Here is a 19,764-nt window from a genome sequence, read left to right on the forward strand (position 1 = left end):
AAAATCGGAGGAGCATTCTTCCGATTTTTACTAAATTCAAGCACTACTTGCTTAATAATTTTTCTACTACATTTAGTTTTCGCATGGTCAAATCTACATTAAAAAGCTTTTCAAGATAGTTGGTACTGAGCTTTTTTCGTTTTGCAGTTCTAGGGAGATAGAGGTAAAGACAATGGTTACCGATACAAATTTCTTCTTCACCGTAATCAATTTTCAATTTTTCTAAAGGGAGACTTTGAATAGATTCTTGATAAAAAATCACATGTATACGGTCATAAAGATAGTGTTCTCCAAACGGGTTTTCTTGGACAATTTTTTTAAAATCACTTTTGTTCTTGATAACCATTTTTAAGTCGGCCCCAATTTTTTCCTTTATCAGAGTATGAACACATTCTCGTATTTCTTCTAAATCTAAATCACTTTCAAGAATGATATTCCCACTTTGAATATAGGTTCGAACTTGTTGAAAACCGGCTTCTGTTAAGATATCTACTAGATAAGACATTTTAGGGATAGCATTTTTTCCATTAGGAGTAACTCCCCTTAACAAGATAATATGTTCCAAAGGACTTCCTTTCTTTTGGGGCTGATTTAGCCATTAAATAATTCAGATTTAGATTGGGTTTGATCCCGCCACCCAACCAGTACAGAGGGCAGAAGTGATGTTAAACCCACCCGTGTGGGCATTGATATCCAGTACCTCGCCAGCAAAGTGGAGTCCAGGTACCAGCTTACTTTCTAGAGTTTTGGGATTGATTTCCTTGAGACTGACGCCCCCTTTGGTAACAAAGGACTTAGCAAGGGACATTTTACCAGTTACAGGAATTTTAAGTCCCTTGATAGACTGGACAAGTTGTTCGCGTTCCTTTTCAGTCAGTTGTTTGACTTTGTCAGGATAGCCTGGCACAAAAAATTCTGCCAAGCGTTCTGGAAGTAAAGTTTTTAAGGCATTTTTTAGAGATTTTTCCCGATTTTCTTCTAGAAATGTAGCCAAGTCTTTCTCAGAAAGTTGAGGTAGAACATCCAGTGAGAGAACCTCTCCGCCCTTGACAAAGCTGGACATACGCAGAGCAGCAGGGCCTGACAAACCAAAGTGGGTAAAGAGCAAATCGTGAGTGATGACATGCTTACCATAGCTTAGGGTCACATCGTCCAATGAAATTCCTTGCAAGGCCTTGTGTGGAAAATCTGTCAACAAAGGACTTTCAGCGGCTTCAAGATCGGTAATGGTATGCTTAAAATGACGGGCGATCTCGTGACCAAACCCAGTTGAACCAGTCGAAGGATAGGATTTACCACCTGTTGTGACAATCAGTTTATCGCAAGTGAAGCTTTGGTCTATGGACTTAAGGACAAACTGATTTTCTACCTTTTTAACCGAAACAATTTCGGTTTGAGTAGCAACTTGGCCGCCTAGCTCAGTGATTTTCTTTTCCAAGGCCTCGATAATGGTCCGAGACTTGTCACTAGCAGGAAAGACGCGTCCGTGGTCTTCGACCTTAAGTTTAACACCATTTTCTGTAAAAAAATTAATGATATCATGGTTATCAAATTGGGAGAAGACACTGTAGAGAAAGCGCCCATTTCCAGGGATGCCAGCTAGTAGGTCATCTAGAGTTCCGTTGTTGGTTACATTGCAACGTCCCCCACCAGTACCAGCTAATTTTTTTCCAAGTTTCCGATTTTTTTCGATGAGGAGGGTTTTCTGTCCATAAAAGCTACTGGAAATCGTAGCCATCATACCAGCAGGACCTCCACCAATGACGATAGTATCAAAATGTTTCATAGCTCTATTGTACCACAAAAAAACAAGAGATGAAGTCACCTCTTGTCAAGAATGCAATTAATCAATTTCATACCCCATCAGCAAACCACCATCTTCTGCATAAAAACTGCAGAGACCAGATGTTGGGAGAATTTTAATATCCGCCTGTGGGAAGGTTTCACGTATTCGGTCTGAAAGCTGTTGGCAACATTTCTCGTTATTACGTTGGGCCATGACAATACGGCCACCAGCATATCCAGCTTTAATGATTTCATCATAGGCAGCTTGAACTGATTTCTTTGGTCCTCGTGCTTTTTGTAGCAATTCGAGAGTTCCAGTTTCACTAGCTTCTCCGACCATACGGATATTGAGAAGGCCAACGACCGTACCGATAAGCTTGCTCAAACGGCCGTTCTTCACCAAGTTATCGACTTTAGCTAGGACAAAAAGTAACTTGGTTTTTTCTTGATAGGCGGTGATAGCTTCAACCACTTCTTCAAAAGATAAGCCCTGGTCGATCAAGTCATTCACTTTTTCTACGAGCAAGTCAACTTCCCCACCAGCAGACAAACTATCAATTATATGAATTTTAGTATCAGGATGTTCTTCCAGATAAATATTTTTTGCTAGTTGAGCACTATTGTGGCTTCCAGAAAGAGTACCAGTGATGGTTACTAGGAAAATGTTTTTGGCTCCTTCAAATGCTCGCAAATAATCATCTGGGCTTGGACAAGCTGATTTTGAAGCTTCTGCAGTTGCATACATGGTTTCCATCATTTGGTCAATGTCAAGACTGGCATCATCAACAAAGACCTGATCAGCTACTTGAATGGTTAAGGGCACACTTACAAAGGTCGTGTCAATAGCTGGTCTTGCCAGCTGACGATAATCACAACCAGAGTCAGCAATAATCTTCCAAGTCATAGAAATTCTCCATCTTTGTCAGTTATACATTGACAAAGGTTCTGTCTTTTTTTACAATTATATCATGAAAGCCCTTGAAACAAAAGCCTCATCCGTCTGTTGTGACAAGTAGAAAGAAAATGTTATGTCTGAACGTAGAATCTCTGAAAAGTCTCTTGAAAATCTCAGAAAATCAAACCAAGAATCCAATTTATTAACTAGAGAAGCCATCGAAACAGCCCTCTTGCAACTCTTGGAAAAAAAGGACCTGACCAAGATTAGTATTTCTGAATTGGTCAAACGTGCAGGCGTTTCTCGTGCGGCCTTTTATCGCAATTATGATTCCAAAGAGGAGATTTTAGAAAGCGTATTTAAACGAACTGTCCACAATATTATGGAACAGTTGCATCATTATGATTTAAAGACAGACCTTTATCTGGTCTGGGTTCACCTTTTCCGAGAAGCAAGAAAGGAAGCCAGAGTGATTCAACTTGCCTTAGATTACCATCTGGAAAAAATCTTTGTCCAAGCCATGCAGGAGTTTCTGGAAAAATACCATGGAAAATCAAAAGGTGTCAGCTCTTATCTTCATTCCTTCTGGAGTTCAGCCATCGTCTCAGTCCTTTTAAAATGGATCAAGGATGGCATGAAGGTACCTGCTGAAAAGATTGCAGATTTACGGTTACCATTTTTTAAAAAATAGAGAAAAAGGAGAAGAGATATGACTGAAGAAAGACTAGCATGGGATGAGTATTTTGCAGCCCAAGCTCTACTAATTGCCAATCGTTCCACTTGTAAACGTGCCAAAGTGGGCGCAATTCTGGTAAAGGATAATAAAGTTATTTCCACTGGTTATAATGGTTCGGTGTCAGGGACTGAGCATTGTATTGATCACGAATGTCTGGTCATTGAAGGTCACTGTGTTCGCACTCTTCACGCAGAGGTTAATGCCATTCTCCAAGGTGCAGAACGTGGGGTTCCCAAAGGCTTTACAGCCTATGTGACCCACTTTCCATGTCTAAACTGTACAAAACAATTGCTTCAGGTTGGTTGTAAGCGCGTGGTTTATATCAACCAGTACCGAATGGACGACTATGCCCAATACCTTTATCAAGAAAAGGGAACAGAATTAACCCATTTACCACTTGAGACAGTGCAGGCAGCTCTTAAAGAGGCGGATTTAATGTAAAAATTATCAAAAATAAATGGTTTAGAAAGATTTTTAAACCGTTTTTTGGTATAATAAGAAGAATAAATTGAAAGAAGGAATTCCAAAAATGGGAAAAATTGAAGTTATTAATCATCCATTGATTCAACACAAATTGTCAATCTTGCGTCGTACAGATACTTCTACAAAAGCTTTTCGTGAGCTAGTAGATGAGATTGCAATGTTGATGGGGTATGAAGTACTTCGTGATCTTCCACTAGAAGATGTGGAAATCGAAACACCAATCACAAAAACAGTTCAAAAACAATTGGCAGGTAAGAAATTGGCCATCGTTCCAATCTTGCGTGCAGGTATCGGGATGGTTGATGGACTCTTGAGCTTGGTTCCAGCTGCTAAGGTTGGCCACATCGGTATGTACCGTGATGAAGAAACGCTTCAACCAGTTGAGTACTTAGTGAAATTGCCTGAAGATATTGACCAACGTCAAATTTTTGTGGTAGACCCAATGTTGGCAACAGGTGGCTCAGCAATCTTGGCTGTTGATTCTCTTAAAAAACGTGGCGCATCAAATATCAAATTTGTCTGCCTTGTATCTGCTCCAGAAGGTGTTAAAGCCCTTCAAGAAGCTCATCCAGATGTAGAAATCTTTACAGCAGCCTTGGATGAACGTTTGAACGAACACGGATATATCGTTCCAGGTCTTGGAGATGCTGGAGACCGCTTGTTCGGTACAAAATAACATCGAAAAGAAGAATGATTTGGAAAAGTATTTCCAGTCGTGAAAGGGGGTTGAATTTTTGTTTCTGTCTGATGAAAACAGAGCAAAAATTTGACCTTTTTTGACCAAGATATTATAATAGTCTTATCTTCAGTCATTTGACCAACAAAATTAAAACTCAAAAGGAGAAATGAATGATTCCTGTAGTTATTGAACAAACAAGCCGTGGGGAACGTTCCTACGATATTTACTCACGTCTTCTCAAAGACCGCATCATTATGCTGACAGGCCCAGTTGAAGACAATATGGCTAACTCAGTTATTGCACAGTTGCTTTTCTTGGATGCCCAAGATAGTACAAAAGATATTTACCTTTATGTCAATACACCTGGTGGTTCCGTTTCAGCTGGTTTGGCAATCGTTGATACCATGAACTTTATCAAGGCAGATGTCCAAACTATCGTTATGGGGATGGCTGCATCTATGGGGACTGTCATCGCGTCAAGTGGAGCAAAAGGCAAACGTTTCATGCTTCCAAATGCAGAGTATATGATCCACCAACCAATGGGTGGTACAGGTGGTGGTACTCAACAAACCGATATGGCGATTGCTGCAGAACACTTGCTTAAAACTCGTAATACTTTGGAAAAAATCTTGGCTGAAAATTCAGGTCAGTCAATCGAAAAAGTCCATGCAGATGCAGAACGAGATAACTGGATGAGCGCCCAGGAAACACTTGAATATGGCTTTATTGATGAAATCATGGCCAACAATTCATTGAATTAATGGTGATAGAAGGCAAACTCGACTGGGTTTGCTTTTTTTGGTATAATAGGGAGAGATTTCTTAGAAAGAGGATTTATCATGTTTGAAAAAGTCAATCGATCTGGCTTGATTATCTATCTTTACTATAATCGTGATGCCAAAAAACTGCAGGATTATGGAGATATTACCTATCATTCCAAGAAACATCGTTACTTACAGCTTTATGTTCCAACTCAAGAAGTGGAGCAATTGGTCGGGCGCTTGGGCAAGGAAAAATTTATAAAAAAAGTTAGAGTTTGTCATATCCAAGAGTTGGAAACACCCTTTGTGGGCAATCTTTATCGAGAGGAAAACGTTATCATCGAAAAAGTCTAAGAAAAGTGTTGACAATTTTCTGATAATTCGGTATATTCTTAACATGCTATTTATTTAAGAATAAGGAGACAAAAAAGATGAAGAAAAAATTTGCCCTATCGTTTGTGGCGCTTGCAAGTGTAGCACTTCTTGCAGCCTGTGGAGAAGTGAAGTCTGGAGCGTCAAACGCTGCTGGTAATTCAGTAGATGAAAAGACAATCAAAATTGGATTTAACTTTGAAGAAACTGGTGCCGTAGCAGCCTACGGTACATCTGAACAAAAAGGTGCCCAACTTGCCGTTGATGAAATCAATGCTGCAGGTGGTATCGATGGAAAACAAATCGAAGTAGTCGATAAAGATAACAAGTCTGAAACAGCTGAGGCGGCTTCAGTAACAACTAACCTTGTAACCCAATCTAAAGTATCAGCAATCGTAGGACCTGCGACATCTGGTGCAACTGCAGCTGCGGTAGCTAACGCTACAAAAGCAGGTGTTCCATTGATTTCGCCAAGTGCGACTCAAGATGGATTGACTAAAGGTCAAGATTACCTCTTTATCGGAACTTTCCAAGATAGCTTCCAAGGAAAAATTATCTCAAACTATGTTTCTGAAAAATTGCAAGCTAAGAAAGTTGTTCTTTACACTGATAATGCTAGCGACTATGCTAAAGGTATTGCCAAAGCCTTCCGTGAAGCTTACAAAGGTGAAATCGTTGCAGATGAAACTTTCGTAGCAGGTGACACAGACTTCCAAGCAGCCCTTACAAAAATGAAAGGGAAAGATTTTGATGCTATCATCGTTCCTGGTTACTACACTGAAGCTGGTAAAATTGTAAACCAAGCGCGTGGTATGGGAATTGACAAACCAATCGTTGGTGGTGATGGATTCAACGGTGAAGAGTTTGTACAACAAGCAACTCCTGAAAAAGCATCAAACATCTACTTTATCTCAGGCTTCTCAACTACTGTAGAAGTTTCAGCTAAAGCAAAAGCTTTCCTTGATGCTTACCGTGCTAAGTACAACGAAGAGCCTTCAACATTTGCAGCCTTGGCTTATGACTCAGTTCACCTTGTAGCAAACGCAGCAAAAGGTGCTAAAAACTCTGGCGAAATCAAGGATAACCTTGCTAAAACAAAAGATTTTGAAGGTGTAACTGGTCAAACAAGCTTCGATGCAGACCACAACACAGTCAAAACTGCTTACATGATGACCATGAACAATGGTAAGGTTGAAGCAGCAGAAGTTGTAAAACCATAATAGAAAATGTTGAAATAGGGAATGAGCCTTTGACTCACTCCCTGTTTCGATGTTTAATACTCTTCAAAAATCAAATTCAAACTGCGTCAACGTCGCCTTGCCGTACTCAAGTACAGCCTGTGGCTAGTTTCCTAGTTTGCTCTTTGATTTTTATTGAGTATAAGAACTTATAAAAAGTGAGGGAAAACCCTCGAAATTATAAATAGAAAGAGTGAATCTTATGCTCCAACAACTAGTAAATGGTTTGATTCTAGGTAGTGTTTATGCGCTGTTAGCCCTAGGATATACCATGGTTTACGGAATTATCAAGCTCATCAACTTCGCCCACGGTGATATTTATATGATGGGAGCCTTTATCGGTTATTTCTTGATTAATTCTTTCCAAATGAATTTCTTTGTAGCTCTTATTGTAGCTATGTTAGCGACAGCCATTCTTGGTGTCGTGATTGAGTTCCTTGCTTACCGACCTTTGCGTCACTCTACTCGTATTGCTGTTTTGATTACAGCTATTGGGGTTTCTTTCCTATTGGAATATGGGATGGTCTATCTGGTTGGTGCTAATACCCGTGCCTTCCCTCAAGCGATTCAAACAGTTCGCTATGATTTGGGACCAGTTAGCCTAACAAACGTGCAGTTAATGATTTTGGCCATTTCCTTGATTTTGATGATTTTGTTACAAGTCATTGTCCAAAAGACTAAGATGGGGAAAGCCATGCGTGCAGTATCCGTAGATAGCGATGCGGCGCAATTGATGGGGATCAATGTAAACCGTACTATCAGCTTTACCTTCGCTTTGGGGTCAGCTCTTGCGGGTGCGGCTGGTGTTCTGATTGCCCTCTATTATAACTCTCTTGAGCCTTTGATGGGAGTTACTCCAGGTCTTAAATCTTTCGTTGCCGCAGTACTTGGTGGTATCGGAATTATTCCTGGTGCAGCTCTTGGTGGTTTTGTGATTGGTCTATTGGAAACCTTTGCGACAGCCTTTGGAATGTCAGACTTCCGTGATGCTATTGTTTATGGAATCTTGTTGTTGATCTTGATTGTCCGCCCAGCTGGTATCCTTGGTAAAAATGTGAAAGAGAAGGTGTAAACGATGAAAGAAAATTTAAAAGTTAATATTCTATGGTTACTCCTTTTGTTAGCTGGCTATGGCTTGATTAGTGTATTGGTTTCAGTCGGAGTACTCAATCTATTCTATGTACAGATTTTACAACAAATCGGAATTAATATTATTCTGGCTGTTGGTCTCAACTTAATCGTTGGTTTTTCAGGCCAATTTTCACTTGGTCATGCTGGTTTCATGGCGATTGGTGCCTATGCCGCTGCTATTATTGGTTCTAAATCACCAACCTACGGTGCCTTCTTTGGAGCCATGCTGTTAGGTGCTTTGCTTTCAGGAGCAGTTGCCTTGCTTGTCGGAATTCCAACCTTACGCTTGAAGGGGGATTACCTTGCGGTAGCAACTCTCGGTGTTTCTGAAATTATCCGTATCTTTATCATCAATGGTGGAAGCCTTACAAATGGTGCAGCAGGTATCTTGGGAATTCCTAACTTTACAACCTGGCAAATGGTTTACTTCTTTGTCGTGATTACAACCATTGCAACCTTGAACTTTTTGCGTAGTCCAATTGGTCGTTCAACTCTCTCTGTTCGTGAGGATGAAATCGCTGCTGAGTCAGTTGGGGTTAATACGACTAAGATTAAAATCATCGCCTTCGTCTTTGGTGCTATTACTGCAAGTATTGCAGGGTCACTTCAGGCAGGATTTATCGGTTCAGTTGTACCGAAAGATTACACTTTCATCAACTCAATCAACGTTTTGATCATTGTTGTCTTTGGTGGACTTGGTTCCATTACAGGTGCTATTGTTTCAGCTATTGTTCTTGGAATTTTGAATATGCTTCTCCAAGATGTTGCTAGTGTGCGTATGATTATTTATGCTTTGGCCTTGGTATTGGTAATGATTTTCAGACCAGGTGGACTACTTGGGACATGGGAATTGAGCCTATCACGTTTCTTTAAAAAATCTAAGAAGGAGGAACAAAACTAATGGCATTACTTGAAGTAAAACAGTTAACCAAACATTTTGGCGGTCTAACAGCTGTTGGAGATGTGACTCTTGAATTGAACGAAGGGGAATTGGTTGGACTAATCGGTCCAAATGGAGCTGGTAAAACCACCCTTTTCAATCTCTTGACAGGTGTTTATGAACCAAGTGAGGGAACAGTAACACTAGATGGTCACCTTTTGAATGGAAAGTCACCTTATAAGATTGCTTCTTTGGGACTTGGACGTACATTCCAAAATATCCGTCTCTTTAAAGATTTAACAGTTTTGGACAATGTTTTGATTGCTTTTGGCAACCATCACAAACAACATGTTTTTGCTAGTTTCTTACGCTTACCAGCTTTTTACAAGAGTGAAAAAGAATTAAAGGCTAAGGCTTTGGAATTGTTGAAAATCTTTGATTTAGATGGTGATGCAGAAACTCTTGCTAAAAATCTTGCCTACGGACAACAACGTCGTTTGGAAATTGTTCGTGCTCTCGCTACGGAACCTAAAATTCTCTTTTTAGATGAACCAGCAGCAGGTATGAACCCACAGGAAACAGCCGAATTGACTGAGTTAATTCGTCGTATCAAAGATGAATTTAAGATTACGATCATGCTGATTGAACACGATATGAATCTGGTCATGGAAGTGACAGAACGTATCTACGTACTTGAATATGGTCGTTTGATTGCTCAGGGAACTCCAGACGAAATTAAGACCAATAAACGCGTTATCGAAGCTTATCTAGGAGGTGAAGCCTAATGTCTATGTTAAAAGTTGATAATCTTTCTGTGCATTACGGTATGATCCAAGCAGTCCGTGATGTAAGCTTTGAAGTAAATGAAGGAGAGGTTGTTTCCCTTATCGGTGCCAATGGTGCAGGTAAGACAACCATTCTCCGTACCTTGTCTGGTTTGGTTAGACCGAGTTCAGGAAAGATTGAATTTTTAGGTCAAGAAATCCAAAAAATGCCAGCTCAAAAAATCGTGGCAGGTGGTCTTTCACAAGTTCCAGAAGGACGCCACGTCTTTCCTGGCTTAACTGTTATGGAAAATCTTGAAATGGGAGCTTTCTTAAAGAAAAATCGTGAAGAAAATCAAGCCAACTTGAAGAAAGTTTTCTCACGCTTTCCTCGTCTTGAAGAACGGAAGAACCAAGATGCAGCTACTCTTTCAGGGGGAGAACAGCAAATGCTTGCCATGGGACGCGCCCTCATGTCAACACCAAAACTTCTTCTTTTAGATGAACCATCAATGGGACTTGCCCCAATCTTTATCCAAGAGATTTTTGATATCATTCAAGACATCCAGAAACAAGGAACAACCGTCCTCTTGATTGAACAAAATGCCAATAAAGCACTCGCAATCTCTGACCGAGGCTATGTATTGGAAACAGGGAAAATCGTTCTATCAGGAACAGGAAAAGAACTCGCTTCATCAGAAGAAGTCAGAAAAGCATATCTAGGTGGCTAAAAAGGTCCGGGGGACCTTTTTAGTCGGCGGATGAAGATTGCGAAGCAATTATCAAATCCACTGGATTGTTTTAGTCGGTGGATGAGGATTACGAAGTAATCATCATTATAGTCCAGGGGATCTTTTTAGTTGACAGATATAGATTGTAAAGCAATCTTTATCTACATTAAAAGGTTAATTTCTAATAATTGAAAAAAATGGAATGAAACGTTTCTTACATTCATTCAGAGGGCTCGATTTCAGAGCTCTTTTTGCTAGCTTATTCATACTTTTCTGAATTTTGAAAAAGAAATGTAAGCGTTTGATAGATTTACAAAAAGATTGTATAATAGGGATAAGAATAGAAAAGGAGAAGTCTCATGGCAGTTAAAGATTTTATGACCCGCAAGGTAGTTTATATTAGTCCAGATACAACAATATCTCATGCAGCAGATTTGATGAGAGAGCAAGGGTTGCACCGCTTGCCTGTTATCGAAAATGATCAATTGGTTGGTTTGGTAACTGAGGGAACCATTGCCCAAGCTAGTCCATCCAAAGCAACAAGTCTTTCTATCTATGAGATGAATTATCTTCTAAATAAGACAAAAGTAAAAGATGTGATGATTCGTGATGTTGTCACTGTTTCAGGCTATGCGAGTCTAGAGGATGCAACTTATCTGATGTTGAAAAACAAGATTGGTATTCTTCCTGTCGTAGATAACCATCAAGTCTATGGGGTTATTACGGACCGTGACGTTTTCCAAGCCTTTCTTGAAATCGCAGGTTATGGCGAAGAAGGGATTCGTGTACGCTTTGTTACGGAAAATGAAGTTGGTGTACTCGGAAAGATTGTTTCTTTGATTGTAGAAGAAAATTTGAATATCTCTCATACAGTCAATATTCCGCGTAAGGATGGTAAGGTCATTATCGAAGTTCAAATCGATGGATCAATTGATTTACCAGCCTTGAAAGAAAAATTTGAATCAGAGAATATTCAAGTAGAAGAGATTACTCGTACTTCAGCAAAAGTCTTGTAAAAAGGGAAGCCGAAAGGCTTCTTTTTTCATGAAAAGAGGAGTAGAGCAAAAGATGGAAAGAAATGATAAAATATGCTATAATGAAATAATGTAAAAAAGGAGTATTTATGGACATTTCAGTAATTCGTCAGAAAATTGACGCAAATCGTGAAAAATTAGCTTCTTTCAGGGGGTCTCTTTGACCTCGAAGGTTTAGAGGAAGAGATTGCTATCTTGGAAAACAAGATGACAGAACCTGATTTTTGGAACGATAATATCGCGGCCCAAAAAACGTCGCAAGAATTAAATGAATTAAAAAACACTTACAATACTTTCCATAAGATGGAAGAGTTGCAGGATGAAGTTGAAATTTTATTAGACTTTTTAGCTGAAGATGAGTCGGTACATGAAGAATTGGTTGAACAGTTGTCAGAACTTGATAAGATGATGACCAGTTACGAGATGACCTTGCTCTTGTCAGAACCTTATGACCATAATAATGCCATCTTGGAAATCCATCCAGGATCCGGTGGTACTGAGGCTCAGGACTGGGGTGATATGTTGCTTCGTATGTACACTCGCTATGGAAATGCTAAAGGCTTTAAAGTGGAAGTATTGGATTACCAAGCAGGAGATGAAGCTGGTATCAAGTCAGTAACCTTATCATTTGAAGGACCTAATGCCTATGGTCTTCTCAAGTCAGAAATGGGGGTACACCGTTTGGTGCGAATTTCACCATTTGACTCTGCTAAACGTCGCCATACCTCTTTCACATCTGTAGAAGTGATGCCAGAGTTGGATGATACCATTGAAGTGGAAATCCGTGAAGATGATATCAAGATGGACACCTTCCGTTCAGGTGGTGCTGGTGGACAAAACGTCAATAAGGTTTCAACAGGTGTACGTTTAACACACATTCCAACTGGGACTGTTGTCCAGTCAACGGTCGATCGTACCCAGTATGGAAATAGAGATCGTGCCATGAAGATGTTGCAGGCTAAGCTCTATCAAATGGAGCAAGAAAAGAAAGCAGCGGAAGTTGATTCCCTCAAGGGTGAGAAAAAGGAAATCACATGGGGAAGCCAAATCCGTTCATATGTTTTTACGCCATATACTATGGTAAAAGATCACCGAACTAGCTTTGAAGTTGCACAAGTAGATAAGGTTATGGATGGAGACCTAGATGGTTTTATTGATGCCTATCTCAAGTGGAGAATCAGCTAAGATAGAAAGGAACTCACATGTCAATTATTGAAATGAGAGATGTCGTCAAAAAATACGACAACGGAACGACTGCCCTACGTGGTGTTTCGGTAAGCGTTCAACCAGGGGAATTTGTTTACATCGTAGGACCTTCAGGAGCTGGGAAATCAACCTTTATTCGTTCTTTGTATCGCGAAGTAAAAATCGAAAAAGGAAGCTTATCTGTTGCTGGTTTTAATCTGGTTAAAATTAAAAAGAAAGATGTTCCTCTCCTACGTCGTAGTGTTGGGGTTGTCTTCCAAGATTATAAACTGTTACCAAAGAAAACCGTTTATGAAAATATTGCTTATGCAATGGAGGTAATTGGAGAAAGTCGCCGTAATATCAAAAAACGTGTTATGGAAGTCTTAGACTTGGTTGGATTGAAGCATAAGGTTCGTTCTTTCCCAAATGAACTTTCAGGGGGAGAACAGCAACGGATTGCAATTGCACGTGCCATTGTAAACAATCCAAAAGTATTGATTGCGGACGAACCAACAGGAAACTTGGACCCAGATAATTCATGGGAAATTATGAACTTGCTGGAACGCATCAATCTCCAAGGTACAACTGTCTTGATGGCTACCCACAACAGTCAGATTGTAAATACCTTGCGCCACCGTGTCATTGCCATTGAAAATGGCCGTGTCGTTCGTGACGAAGCTAAAGGAGAATATGGATACGATGATTAGTAGATTTTTTCGTCATTTATTTGAATCGTTAAAAAGTTTGAAACGAAATGGCTGGATGACAGTAGCTGCTGTTAGTTCAGTTATGATTACTTTGACCTTGGTTGCAATATTTGCATCTGTTATCTTTAATACGGCTAAACTAGCTACAGATATCGAAAATAATGTCCGAGTAATGGTATACATTCGTAAGGACGTAGCTGATAATAGTGAGACCATTGAAAAAGAAGGTCAAACTGTTACAAATAACGACTACCATAAGGTATATGATGCTTTGAAAGGTATGTCAACCGTTAAAAGTGTTACGTTTTCAAGTAAAGAAGAACAATATGAAAAGTTGACAGAAACAATGGGGGACAACTGGAAAATCTTTGAAGGCGATGCCAATCCTCTCTATGATGCATATATCGTTGATACAAATACACCAAGTGATGTAAAGACAGTAGCAGAAGAGGCTAAAAAAATCGAAGGTGTATCAGAAGTTCAAGATGGTGGTGCTAATACAGAACGCTTGTTTAAGTTAGCCTCATTTATTCGTGTTTGGGGACTAGTTATCGCTGGATTATTGATTTTCATTGCGGTGTTCTTGATTTCTAATACTATACGTATCACCATTATTTCACGAAGCCGTGAAATTCAAATCATGCGTTTAGTAGGTGCTAAGAATGGCTATATCCGCGGACCTTTCTTGCTTGAAGGTGCCTTCATTGGTTTGCTTGGAGCAACACTTCCATCAGTTCTGGTATTTATTGTCTATAAAATGGTTTACCAATCTGTTAATAAGTCATTGGTTGGTCAGAACCTTTCAATGATATCACCAGAAGTATTCAGTCCACTGATGATTGCCTTATTATTTGTGATTGGAATTTTTATCGGTTCAATCGGATCAGGAATTTCAATGCGCCGATTCCTGAAAATCTAAAATAGAAGTATATTTGAGGAGATTTTAATATCTCCTTTTTTACTACAAAAATTTTAGAAAAAAGTCTACTTTTTTTTATAAAAGCCTTTACAAAAAAAAATTAAAGTGGTATAATTGAATTATAGAAAGTGCAAACGTTTTCGTAAAACGTTTGCCTAAATAAAAATAAAGGAGATTTGAATGATGAAAGATACATTCAAAAATGTCTTGTCTTTCGAGTTTTGGCAAAAATTCGGTAAGGCTTTGATGGTGGTTATCGCGGTTATGCCGGCTGCTGGTTTGATGATTTCAATCGGTAAGTCTATCGTAATGATTAACCCAACTTTTGCACCACTTGTAGTTACAGGTGGAATTCTTGAGCAAATTGGTTGGGGGGTTATCGGTAACCTTCACATTTTGTTTGCCCTAGCAATTGGAGGAAGCTGGGCTAAAGAACGTGCTGGTGGTGCTTTCGCCGCTGGTCTTGCCTTCATCTTGATTAACCGTATCACTGGTACAATCTTTGGTGTATCAGGAGATATGTTGAAAAATCCAGATGCTATGGTCACAACTCTCTTTGGTGGTTCAATCAAAGTTGCTGATTACTTCATTAGTGTTCTTGAAGCTCCAGCATTGAACATGGGTGTGTTTGTAGGGATTATCTCAGGTTTTGTAGGGGCAACTGCTTACAATAAATACTACAACTTCCGTAAACTTCCTGATGCACTTTCATTCTTCAACGGGAAACGTTTCGTACCATTTGTAGTTATTCTTCGTTCAGCAATCGCTGCAATTCTACTTGCTGCCTTCTGGCCAGTAGTTCAAACAGGTATCAATAGCTTTGGTATCTGGATTGCCAACTCACAAGAAACTGCTCCAATCCTTGCACCATTCTTGTATGGTACTTTGGAACGTTTGCTCTTGCCATTTGGTCTTCACCATATGTTGACTATCCCAATGAACTACACAGCTCTTGGTGGTACTTATGACATTTTAACTGGTGCAGCTAAAGGTACTCAAGTATTTGGTCAAGACCCACTATGGCTTGCATGGGTAACAGACCTTGTTAACCTTAAAGGTACAGATGCAAGTCACTACCAACAATTGTTAGATACTGTTCACCCAGCTCGTTTCAAAGTTGGACAAATGATCGGTTCATTCGGTATCTTGATGGGTATGATCGTTGCTATCTACCGTAATGTCGATGCTGATAAGAAACATCAATATAAAGGTATGATGATTGCGACAGCTCTTGCAACATTCTTGACAGGGGTTACTGAACCAATCGAATACATGTTCATGTTTGTAGCAACACCTATGTATCTTGTTTACTCACTTGTTCAAGGTGCTGCCTTCGCTATGGCTGACGTAGTAAACCTACGTGTCCACTCATTCGGTTCAATTGAATTCTTGACTCGTACACCACTAGCAATTAATGCTGGTATTGGTATGGATATCGTTAACTTTATCTGGGTAACTGTTCTCTTTGCCGTAATCATGTACTTTATCGCAAACTTCATGATTCAAAAATTCAACTACGCAACTCCAGGACGTAACGGAAATTATGAAACTGCTGAAGGTTCAGAAGAAGCTAGTAGCGAAGTGAAAGTTGCAGCAGGCTCTCAAGCTGTAAACATTATTAACCTTCTTGGTGGACGTGCAAACATCGTTGATGTTGATGCATGTATGACTCGTCTTCGTGTAACTGTAAAAGATGCTGACAAAGTCGGTGATGCAGAACAATGGAAAGCAGAAGGAGCTATGGGTCTTGTCATGAAAGGACAAGGAGTTCAAGCTATCTACGGTCCAAAAGCAGACGTATTGAAATCTGATATCCAAGATATCCTTGATTCAGGTGAAATCATTCCTGAAACTCTTCCAAGCCAAATGACTGAAGCACAACAAAACACTGTTCACTTCAAAGGTCTTACTGAGGAAGTTTACTCAGTAGCAGACGGTCAAGTTGTTGCTTTGGAACAAGTAAAAGATCCAGTATTTGCTCAAAAAATGATGGGTGATGGATTTGCAGTAGAACCTGCAAATGGAAACATTGTATCTCCAGTTTCAGGTACTGTATCAAGCATCTTCCCAACAAAACATGCTCTTGGTATTGTGACTGAACCAGGTCTTGAAGTATTGGTTCACATTGGTTTGGACACAGTAAGTCTTGAAGGTAAACCATTTACAGTTCATGTTGCTGAAGGACAAAAAGTTGCAGCAGGAGATCTTCTTGTCACAGCTGACTTGGATGCTATCCGTGCAGCAGGACGTGAAACTTCAACAGTAGTTGTCTTCACAAATGGTGATGCAATTAAATCAGTTAAATTAGAAAAAACAGGTTCTCTTGCAGCTAAAACAGCAGTTGCTAAAGTAGAATTGTAATATACTTGAGGTTGGAAGCTGTATTCCAACCTCTTATTTTGGGAGAAAAGAATGAAATTTTTAACACTCAATACTCACAGTTGGATGGAGAAAGAAGCAGAGGAAAAATTCCAGATTTTGCTTGAGGATATTCTTGAAAAAGACTATGATTTGATTTGTTTCCAAGAAATCAATCAGGAGATCACTTCGCCAGTGGTGGAGGTTAATGACCTTTATCAAGCTTTGCCAGCAGCTGAGCCTATTCACCAAGACCATTATGTTAGACTTTTGGTTGAAAAGTTGTCAGAGCAAGGGAAAGATTACTACTGGACTTGGGCCTATAACCATATTGGTTATGACCGCTACCATGAAGGTGTGGCTATCTTGTCTAAAACACCTATTGAAGCAAGAGAAATTTTGGTTTCAGATGTGGATGATCCAACAGACTATCATACTCGCCGTGTCGCCCTGGCTGAAACTGTAGTTGATGGCAAGGACCTTGCAGTTGCCAGTGTCCACCTTTCTTGGTGGGATAAAGGTTTCCAAGAAGAATGGGCGCGATTTGAGGCTGTCTTGAAAGAATTGAACAAGCCACTTTTGCTGGCTGGAGATTTCAACAATCCAGCAGGTCAGGAAGGTTACCAAGCTATTTTAGCTAGTCCATTAGGCTTACAAGACGCTTTTGAAGTTGCTCAAGAGAAAAGCGGTAGCTATACCGTTCCACCAGAAATTGATGGCTGGAAGGGGAATACAGAACCCCTTCGAATCGACTATGTTTTTACTACCAAAGAGTTAGAGGTGGAAAATTTACATGTCGTATTTGATGGTAACAAGGGTCCGCAAGTTAGTGATCACTATGGCTTGAATGCTATTTTAAACTGGAAATAAGGACTGAAAAGAGGTTGGGATTCACAAATTCCAGCCTTTTTCTGACTAGAAAAGGTGCTGGAAATAGCCTAAATAAGTGAGACTACTGAAATGGAATAAAATGTGGTATAATTGATAGGATAGATAGAATCGAGGATATTATGTCATTTACGAAATTTCAATTTAAAAACTATATTAGAGAAGCCTTGGAGGAGTTGAAATTTATAACTCCAACAGAGGTACAAGATAAGTTGATTCCCATTGTCTTGGCAGGCCGAGATTTGGTTGGAGAATCAAAAACAGGTTCGGGTAAGACTCACACTTTCCTATTGCCGATTTTCCAGCAATTAGATGAAACCAGCGATAGTGTTCAAGCAGTCATTACTGCACCGAGCCGTGAATTAGCTACTCAAATTTACCAAGCAGCCCGTCAGATTGCAGCCCACTCAGAGGTAGAAATTCGTGTGGTTAATTATGTGGGTGGTACAGATAAGGCTCGCCAGATTGACAAATTGGCAAGTAACCAGCCTCATATTGTTATCGGAACGCCTGGCCGTATTTATGACTTAGTTAAGTCTGGTGACCTAGCTATTCACAAGGCTAAGACCTTTGTGGTCGATGAGGCAGATATGACCTTGGATATGGGATTCTTGGAAACTGTTGATAAGATTGCTGGAAGCCTTCCAAAAGACTTGCAATTCATGGTCTTCTCAGCGACTATCCCACAAAAACTGCAACCATTCTTGAAAAAATACTTGTCAAATCCTGTTATGGAGAAAATCAAGACCAAAACGGTCATTTCTGATACCATTGATAATTGGTTGATTTCTACAAAGGGACGTGACAAGAATGCTCAAATTTACCAGTTGACTCAGTTGATGCAACCGTATTTGGCAATGATTTTTGTTAACACTAAAACGCGTGCTGATGAATTGTATTCATATCTGACTGCTCAAGGCTTGAAGGTGGCAAAAATCCATGGGGGTATTGCCCCTCGTGAGCGCAAACGTATCATGAACCAGGTGAAAAATCTGGATTTTGAGTATATTGTCGCAACAGATTTGGCAGCGCGTGGAATTGACATTGAAGGTGTCAGCCATGTCATCAATGATGCTATTCCGCAAGATTTGTCCTTCTTTGTTCACCGTGTTGGTCGTACTGGACGAAATGGCCTACCAGGTACAGCTATTACCCTTTATCAGCCAAGCGATGACTCGGATATCCGTGAGTTGGAGAAATTAGGAATTAAATTTACTCCGAAGATGGTAAAAGATGGAGAATTCCAAGATACCTATGACCGTGATCGTCGTGCAAACCGTGAAAAGAAGCAGGATAAGCTTGATATCGAAATGATTGGTTTGGTTAAAAAGAAAAAGAAAAAAGTCAAACCAGGTTATAAGAAGAAAATTCAATGGGCGGTTGATGAAAAGCGCCGCAAAACCAAGCGCGCTGAAAATCGTGCTCGCGGTCGTGCAGAACGTAAAGCAAAACGCCAAACATTTTAATAAAAAAAGTTGGAGTACTGAGCTCTGTACTGACCCCAAAAAGTTAGACAATTAATTTAAGCAAAGGATTTAGTTCTGTATTGTACAGGGCTAAGTCCTTTTAGTTTTACCTTAATTCGTTTGTTGTTGTAGTAATCAATATAGTCTACAATAGCTTGTTCCAAGTGTTCAAGTGACTGAAACGTATTCTCATAACCATAAAACATTTCAGACTTAAGAATGCCAAAGAAAGATTCCATCATACCGTTATCTGGACTATTTCCCTTACGTGACATAGATGGTTGGATTCCCTTATTCTTTAAAAAATGATGATAAAAATCGTGTTGGTATTGCCATCCTTGATCACTATGGAGAATTGTATTTTCGTAATGGTTCTCTGTAAAGGCTTGTTCTAGCATAGCTTTCATTTGTACTAAGTTCGGCGAAGTAGAAAGATTGTAGGAGATAATTTCTCTGTTAAAGCCATCTAAAACTGGTGATAAATAAAGCTTTTGGCTGCTTGCTGGAATGGCAAATTCTGTCACATCTGTGTAGCACTTTTGCATTGGTTTGGTTGCTTCAAATTGACGTTGAATAAGATTATCTGCTTTCTTGCCAACCTCTCCTTGGTATGAAGAATACTTCCGTTTACGGCGAATTCGAGCCGTTAAACCAAGTACTTTCATCAGACGCTGCACCTTCTTATGGTTCACTACGAAGCCACGATTTCGTAATTCTAGAGTCATGCGACGATAGCCGTAATTTCCTTT

The 19,764-nt window shown here is 39.8% G+C and carries 21 protein-coding genes; 17 read left to right on the forward strand and 4 right to left on the reverse strand.

Annotated elements, in window-relative coordinates:
• Window positions 1-43 precede the first annotated feature (43 nt).
• From O3664_RS08550 to O3664_RS08560, 3 genes are read right to left on the reverse strand one after another with little or no spacing between them, the layout of a single operon-like run.
• A complete protein-coding gene (locus O3664_RS08550; RefSeq protein WP_020903482.1) occupies window positions 44-565 on the reverse strand; it encodes a DUF1697 domain-containing protein in 522 nt (173 codons plus the stop codon).
• 48 nt (window positions 566-613) lie between these two features.
• Complete coding sequence (locus tag O3664_RS08555; protein WP_371613899.1) at window positions 614-1,786, reverse strand: NAD(P)/FAD-dependent oxidoreductase; 1,173 nt, start codon at window positions 1,784-1,786, stop codon at window positions 614-616.
• A 57-nt stretch (window positions 1,787-1,843) separates the two neighbouring features.
• Window positions 1,844-2,689, reverse strand: coding sequence for a DegV family protein (locus O3664_RS08560; RefSeq protein ID WP_024057020.1), 846 nt, complete (start codon window positions 2,687-2,689; stop codon window positions 1,844-1,846).
• Window positions 2,690-2,813: 124 nt separating this feature from the next.
• On the opposite strand from O3664_RS08560, the gene O3664_RS08565 reads away from it, so the two are divergent.
• The 17 genes from O3664_RS08565 to O3664_RS08645 all read left to right on the forward strand — a co-directional run bounded on the left by O3664_RS08565 (window position 2,814) and on the right by O3664_RS08645 (window position 19,015).
• Window positions 2,814-3,371: a TetR/AcrR family transcriptional regulator gene (locus O3664_RS08565; RefSeq protein ID WP_000004136.1), complete on the forward strand. Its 558-nt coding sequence runs from the start codon at window positions 2,814-2,816 to the stop codon at window positions 3,369-3,371.
• 18 nt (window positions 3,372-3,389) lie between these two features.
• A complete protein-coding gene (locus O3664_RS08570; protein WP_084863095.1) occupies window positions 3,390-3,857 on the forward strand; it encodes a cytidine/deoxycytidylate deaminase family protein in 468 nt (155 codons plus the stop codon).
• Window positions 3,858-3,945: 88 nt separating this feature from the next.
• On the forward strand, window positions 3,946-4,575 hold the full coding sequence (gene upp, locus O3664_RS08575) for a uracil phosphoribosyltransferase (RefSeq protein WP_000515974.1): 630 nt from the start codon (window positions 3,946-3,948) through the stop codon (window positions 4,573-4,575).
• Window positions 4,576-4,748: 173 nt separating this feature from the next.
• A complete protein-coding gene (gene clpP, locus O3664_RS08580) occupies window positions 4,749-5,339 on the forward strand; it encodes an ATP-dependent Clp protease proteolytic subunit ClpP (protein WP_000613475.1) in 591 nt (196 codons plus the stop codon).
• Between the two features lie 78 nt (window positions 5,340-5,417).
• Window positions 5,418-5,693: a YlbG family protein gene (locus O3664_RS08585; RefSeq protein ID WP_000462122.1), complete on the forward strand. Its 276-nt coding sequence runs from the start codon at window positions 5,418-5,420 to the stop codon at window positions 5,691-5,693.
• A 77-nt stretch (window positions 5,694-5,770) separates the two neighbouring features.
• A complete protein-coding gene (locus O3664_RS08590; RefSeq protein WP_000726117.1) occupies window positions 5,771-6,931 on the forward strand; it encodes an ABC transporter substrate-binding protein in 1,161 nt (386 codons plus the stop codon).
• 220 nt (window positions 6,932-7,151) lie between these two features.
• Entirely contained in the window at window positions 7,152-8,021 is an 870-nt protein-coding gene (locus O3664_RS08595) for a branched-chain amino acid ABC transporter permease (RefSeq protein WP_000941427.1), read from the forward strand.
• 3 nt (window positions 8,022-8,024) lie between these two features.
• Window positions 8,025-8,981 carry a branched-chain amino acid ABC transporter permease gene (locus O3664_RS08600; RefSeq protein ID WP_004256818.1) on the forward strand — a complete coding sequence of 319 codons (957 nt, stop codon included), beginning with the start codon at window positions 8,025-8,027 and terminating at the stop codon, window positions 8,979-8,981.
• Window positions 8,981-9,745 carry an ABC transporter ATP-binding protein gene (locus tag O3664_RS08605; protein WP_001185997.1) on the forward strand — a complete coding sequence of 255 codons (765 nt, stop codon included), beginning with the start codon at window positions 8,981-8,983 and terminating at the stop codon, window positions 9,743-9,745. The genes O3664_RS08600 and O3664_RS08605 overlap by 1 nt, the downstream gene beginning before the upstream one ends.
• Window positions 9,745-10,455 (forward strand): ABC transporter ATP-binding protein, encoded by a 711-nt coding sequence (locus tag O3664_RS08610; RefSeq protein ID WP_000062200.1) that lies wholly within the window; start codon window positions 9,745-9,747, stop codon window positions 10,453-10,455. Before O3664_RS08605 ends, O3664_RS08610 begins: the two co-directional genes overlap by 1 nt.
• 359 nt (window positions 10,456-10,814) lie before the next feature.
• Window positions 10,815-11,471 carry a CBS domain-containing protein gene (locus O3664_RS08615; protein ID WP_371613900.1) on the forward strand — a complete coding sequence of 219 codons (657 nt, stop codon included), beginning with the start codon at window positions 10,815-10,817 and terminating at the stop codon, window positions 11,469-11,471.
• A gap of 107 nt (window positions 11,472-11,578) precedes the next feature.
• Window positions 11,579-12,674, forward strand: a protein-coding gene (prfB, locus tag O3664_RS08620; protein WP_101784613.1) for a peptide chain release factor 2 whose coding sequence is annotated in 2 segments (ribosomal slippage) — window positions 11,579-11,650 and window positions 11,652-12,674 — 1,095 coding nt in all. Because the reading frame shifts where the segments join, the coding sequence is not laid out codon by codon here.
• 17 nt (window positions 12,675-12,691) lie between these two features.
• Window positions 12,692-13,384, forward strand: a complete 693-nt coding sequence (ftsE, locus tag O3664_RS08625) for a cell division ATP-binding protein FtsE (protein WP_000022269.1) — start codon at window positions 12,692-12,694, stop codon at window positions 13,382-13,384.
• On the forward strand, window positions 13,377-14,303 hold the full coding sequence (gene ftsX / locus O3664_RS08630) for a permease-like cell division protein FtsX (RefSeq protein WP_000625545.1): 927 nt from the start codon (window positions 13,377-13,379) through the stop codon (window positions 14,301-14,303). Before ftsE ends, ftsX begins: the two co-directional genes overlap by 8 nt.
• 180 nt (window positions 14,304-14,483) lie before the next feature.
• Window positions 14,484-16,664: a PTS transporter subunit IIBC gene (locus O3664_RS08635; protein ID WP_020903476.1), complete on the forward strand. Its 2,181-nt coding sequence runs from the start codon at window positions 14,484-14,486 to the stop codon at window positions 16,662-16,664.
• A 51-nt stretch (window positions 16,665-16,715) separates the two neighbouring features.
• A complete protein-coding gene (locus O3664_RS08640; RefSeq protein ID WP_020903475.1) occupies window positions 16,716-17,531 on the forward strand; it encodes an endonuclease/exonuclease/phosphatase family protein in 816 nt (271 codons plus the stop codon).
• Window positions 17,532-17,671: 140 nt separating this feature from the next.
• On the forward strand, window positions 17,672-19,015 hold the full coding sequence (locus tag O3664_RS08645) for a DEAD/DEAH box helicase (protein ID WP_020903474.1): 1,344 nt from the start codon (window positions 17,672-17,674) through the stop codon (window positions 19,013-19,015).
• Window positions 19,016-19,071: 56 nt separating this feature from the next.
• Here the strand turns inward: O3664_RS08645 and O3664_RS08650 are convergent.
• On the reverse strand, window positions 19,072-19,764 hold a 693-nt coding region (locus O3664_RS08650; protein WP_142358483.1), incomplete at its 5' end, for an IS3 family transposase.

The sequence above is a fragment of the Streptococcus sp. 27098_8_109 genome (genome assembly GCF_041432295.1).
Taxonomy (GTDB): Bacteria; Bacillota; Bacilli; order Lactobacillales; family Streptococcaceae; genus Streptococcus.

What these genes read in the sequence shown, in the direction of transcription:
- O3664_RS08555 (WP_371613899.1), bottom strand. Translation starts at nt 1,786, where the DNA reads ATGAAACATTTTGATACTATCGTCATTGGTGGAGGTCCTGCTGGTATG.
- O3664_RS08560 (WP_024057020.1), bottom strand. Translation starts at nt 2,689, where the DNA reads ATGACTTGGAAGATTATTGCTGACTCTGGTTGTGATTATCGTCAGCTG.
- O3664_RS08565 (WP_000004136.1), top strand. Translation starts at nt 2,814, where the DNA reads ATGTCTGAACGTAGAATCTCTGAAAAGTCTCTTGAAAATCTCAGAAAA.
- O3664_RS08570 (WP_084863095.1), top strand. Translation starts at nt 3,390, where the DNA reads ATGACTGAAGAAAGACTAGCATGGGATGAGTATTTTGCAGCCCAAGCT.
- upp (WP_000515974.1), top strand. Translation starts at nt 3,946, where the DNA reads ATGGGAAAAATTGAAGTTATTAATCATCCATTGATTCAACACAAATTG.
- clpP (WP_000613475.1), top strand. Translation starts at nt 4,749, where the DNA reads ATGATTCCTGTAGTTATTGAACAAACAAGCCGTGGGGAACGTTCCTAC.
- O3664_RS08585 (WP_000462122.1), top strand. Translation starts at nt 5,418, where the DNA reads ATGTTTGAAAAAGTCAATCGATCTGGCTTGATTATCTATCTTTACTAT.
- O3664_RS08590 (WP_000726117.1), top strand. Translation starts at nt 5,771, where the DNA reads ATGAAGAAAAAATTTGCCCTATCGTTTGTGGCGCTTGCAAGTGTAGCA.
- O3664_RS08595 (WP_000941427.1), top strand. Translation starts at nt 7,152, where the DNA reads ATGCTCCAACAACTAGTAAATGGTTTGATTCTAGGTAGTGTTTATGCG.
- O3664_RS08600 (WP_004256818.1), top strand. Translation starts at nt 8,025, where the DNA reads ATGAAAGAAAATTTAAAAGTTAATATTCTATGGTTACTCCTTTTGTTA.
- O3664_RS08605 (WP_001185997.1), top strand. Translation starts at nt 8,981, where the DNA reads ATGGCATTACTTGAAGTAAAACAGTTAACCAAACATTTTGGCGGTCTA.
- O3664_RS08610 (WP_000062200.1), top strand. Translation starts at nt 9,745, where the DNA reads ATGTCTATGTTAAAAGTTGATAATCTTTCTGTGCATTACGGTATGATC.
- O3664_RS08615 (WP_371613900.1), top strand. Translation starts at nt 10,815, where the DNA reads ATGGCAGTTAAAGATTTTATGACCCGCAAGGTAGTTTATATTAGTCCA.
- ftsE (WP_000022269.1), top strand. Translation starts at nt 12,692, where the DNA reads ATGTCAATTATTGAAATGAGAGATGTCGTCAAAAAATACGACAACGGA.
- ftsX (WP_000625545.1), top strand. Translation starts at nt 13,377, where the DNA reads ATGATTAGTAGATTTTTTCGTCATTTATTTGAATCGTTAAAAAGTTTG.
- O3664_RS08635 (WP_020903476.1), top strand. Translation starts at nt 14,484, where the DNA reads ATGATGAAAGATACATTCAAAAATGTCTTGTCTTTCGAGTTTTGGCAA.
- O3664_RS08640 (WP_020903475.1), top strand. Translation starts at nt 16,716, where the DNA reads ATGAAATTTTTAACACTCAATACTCACAGTTGGATGGAGAAAGAAGCA.
- O3664_RS08645 (WP_020903474.1), top strand. Translation starts at nt 17,672, where the DNA reads ATGTCATTTACGAAATTTCAATTTAAAAACTATATTAGAGAAGCCTTG.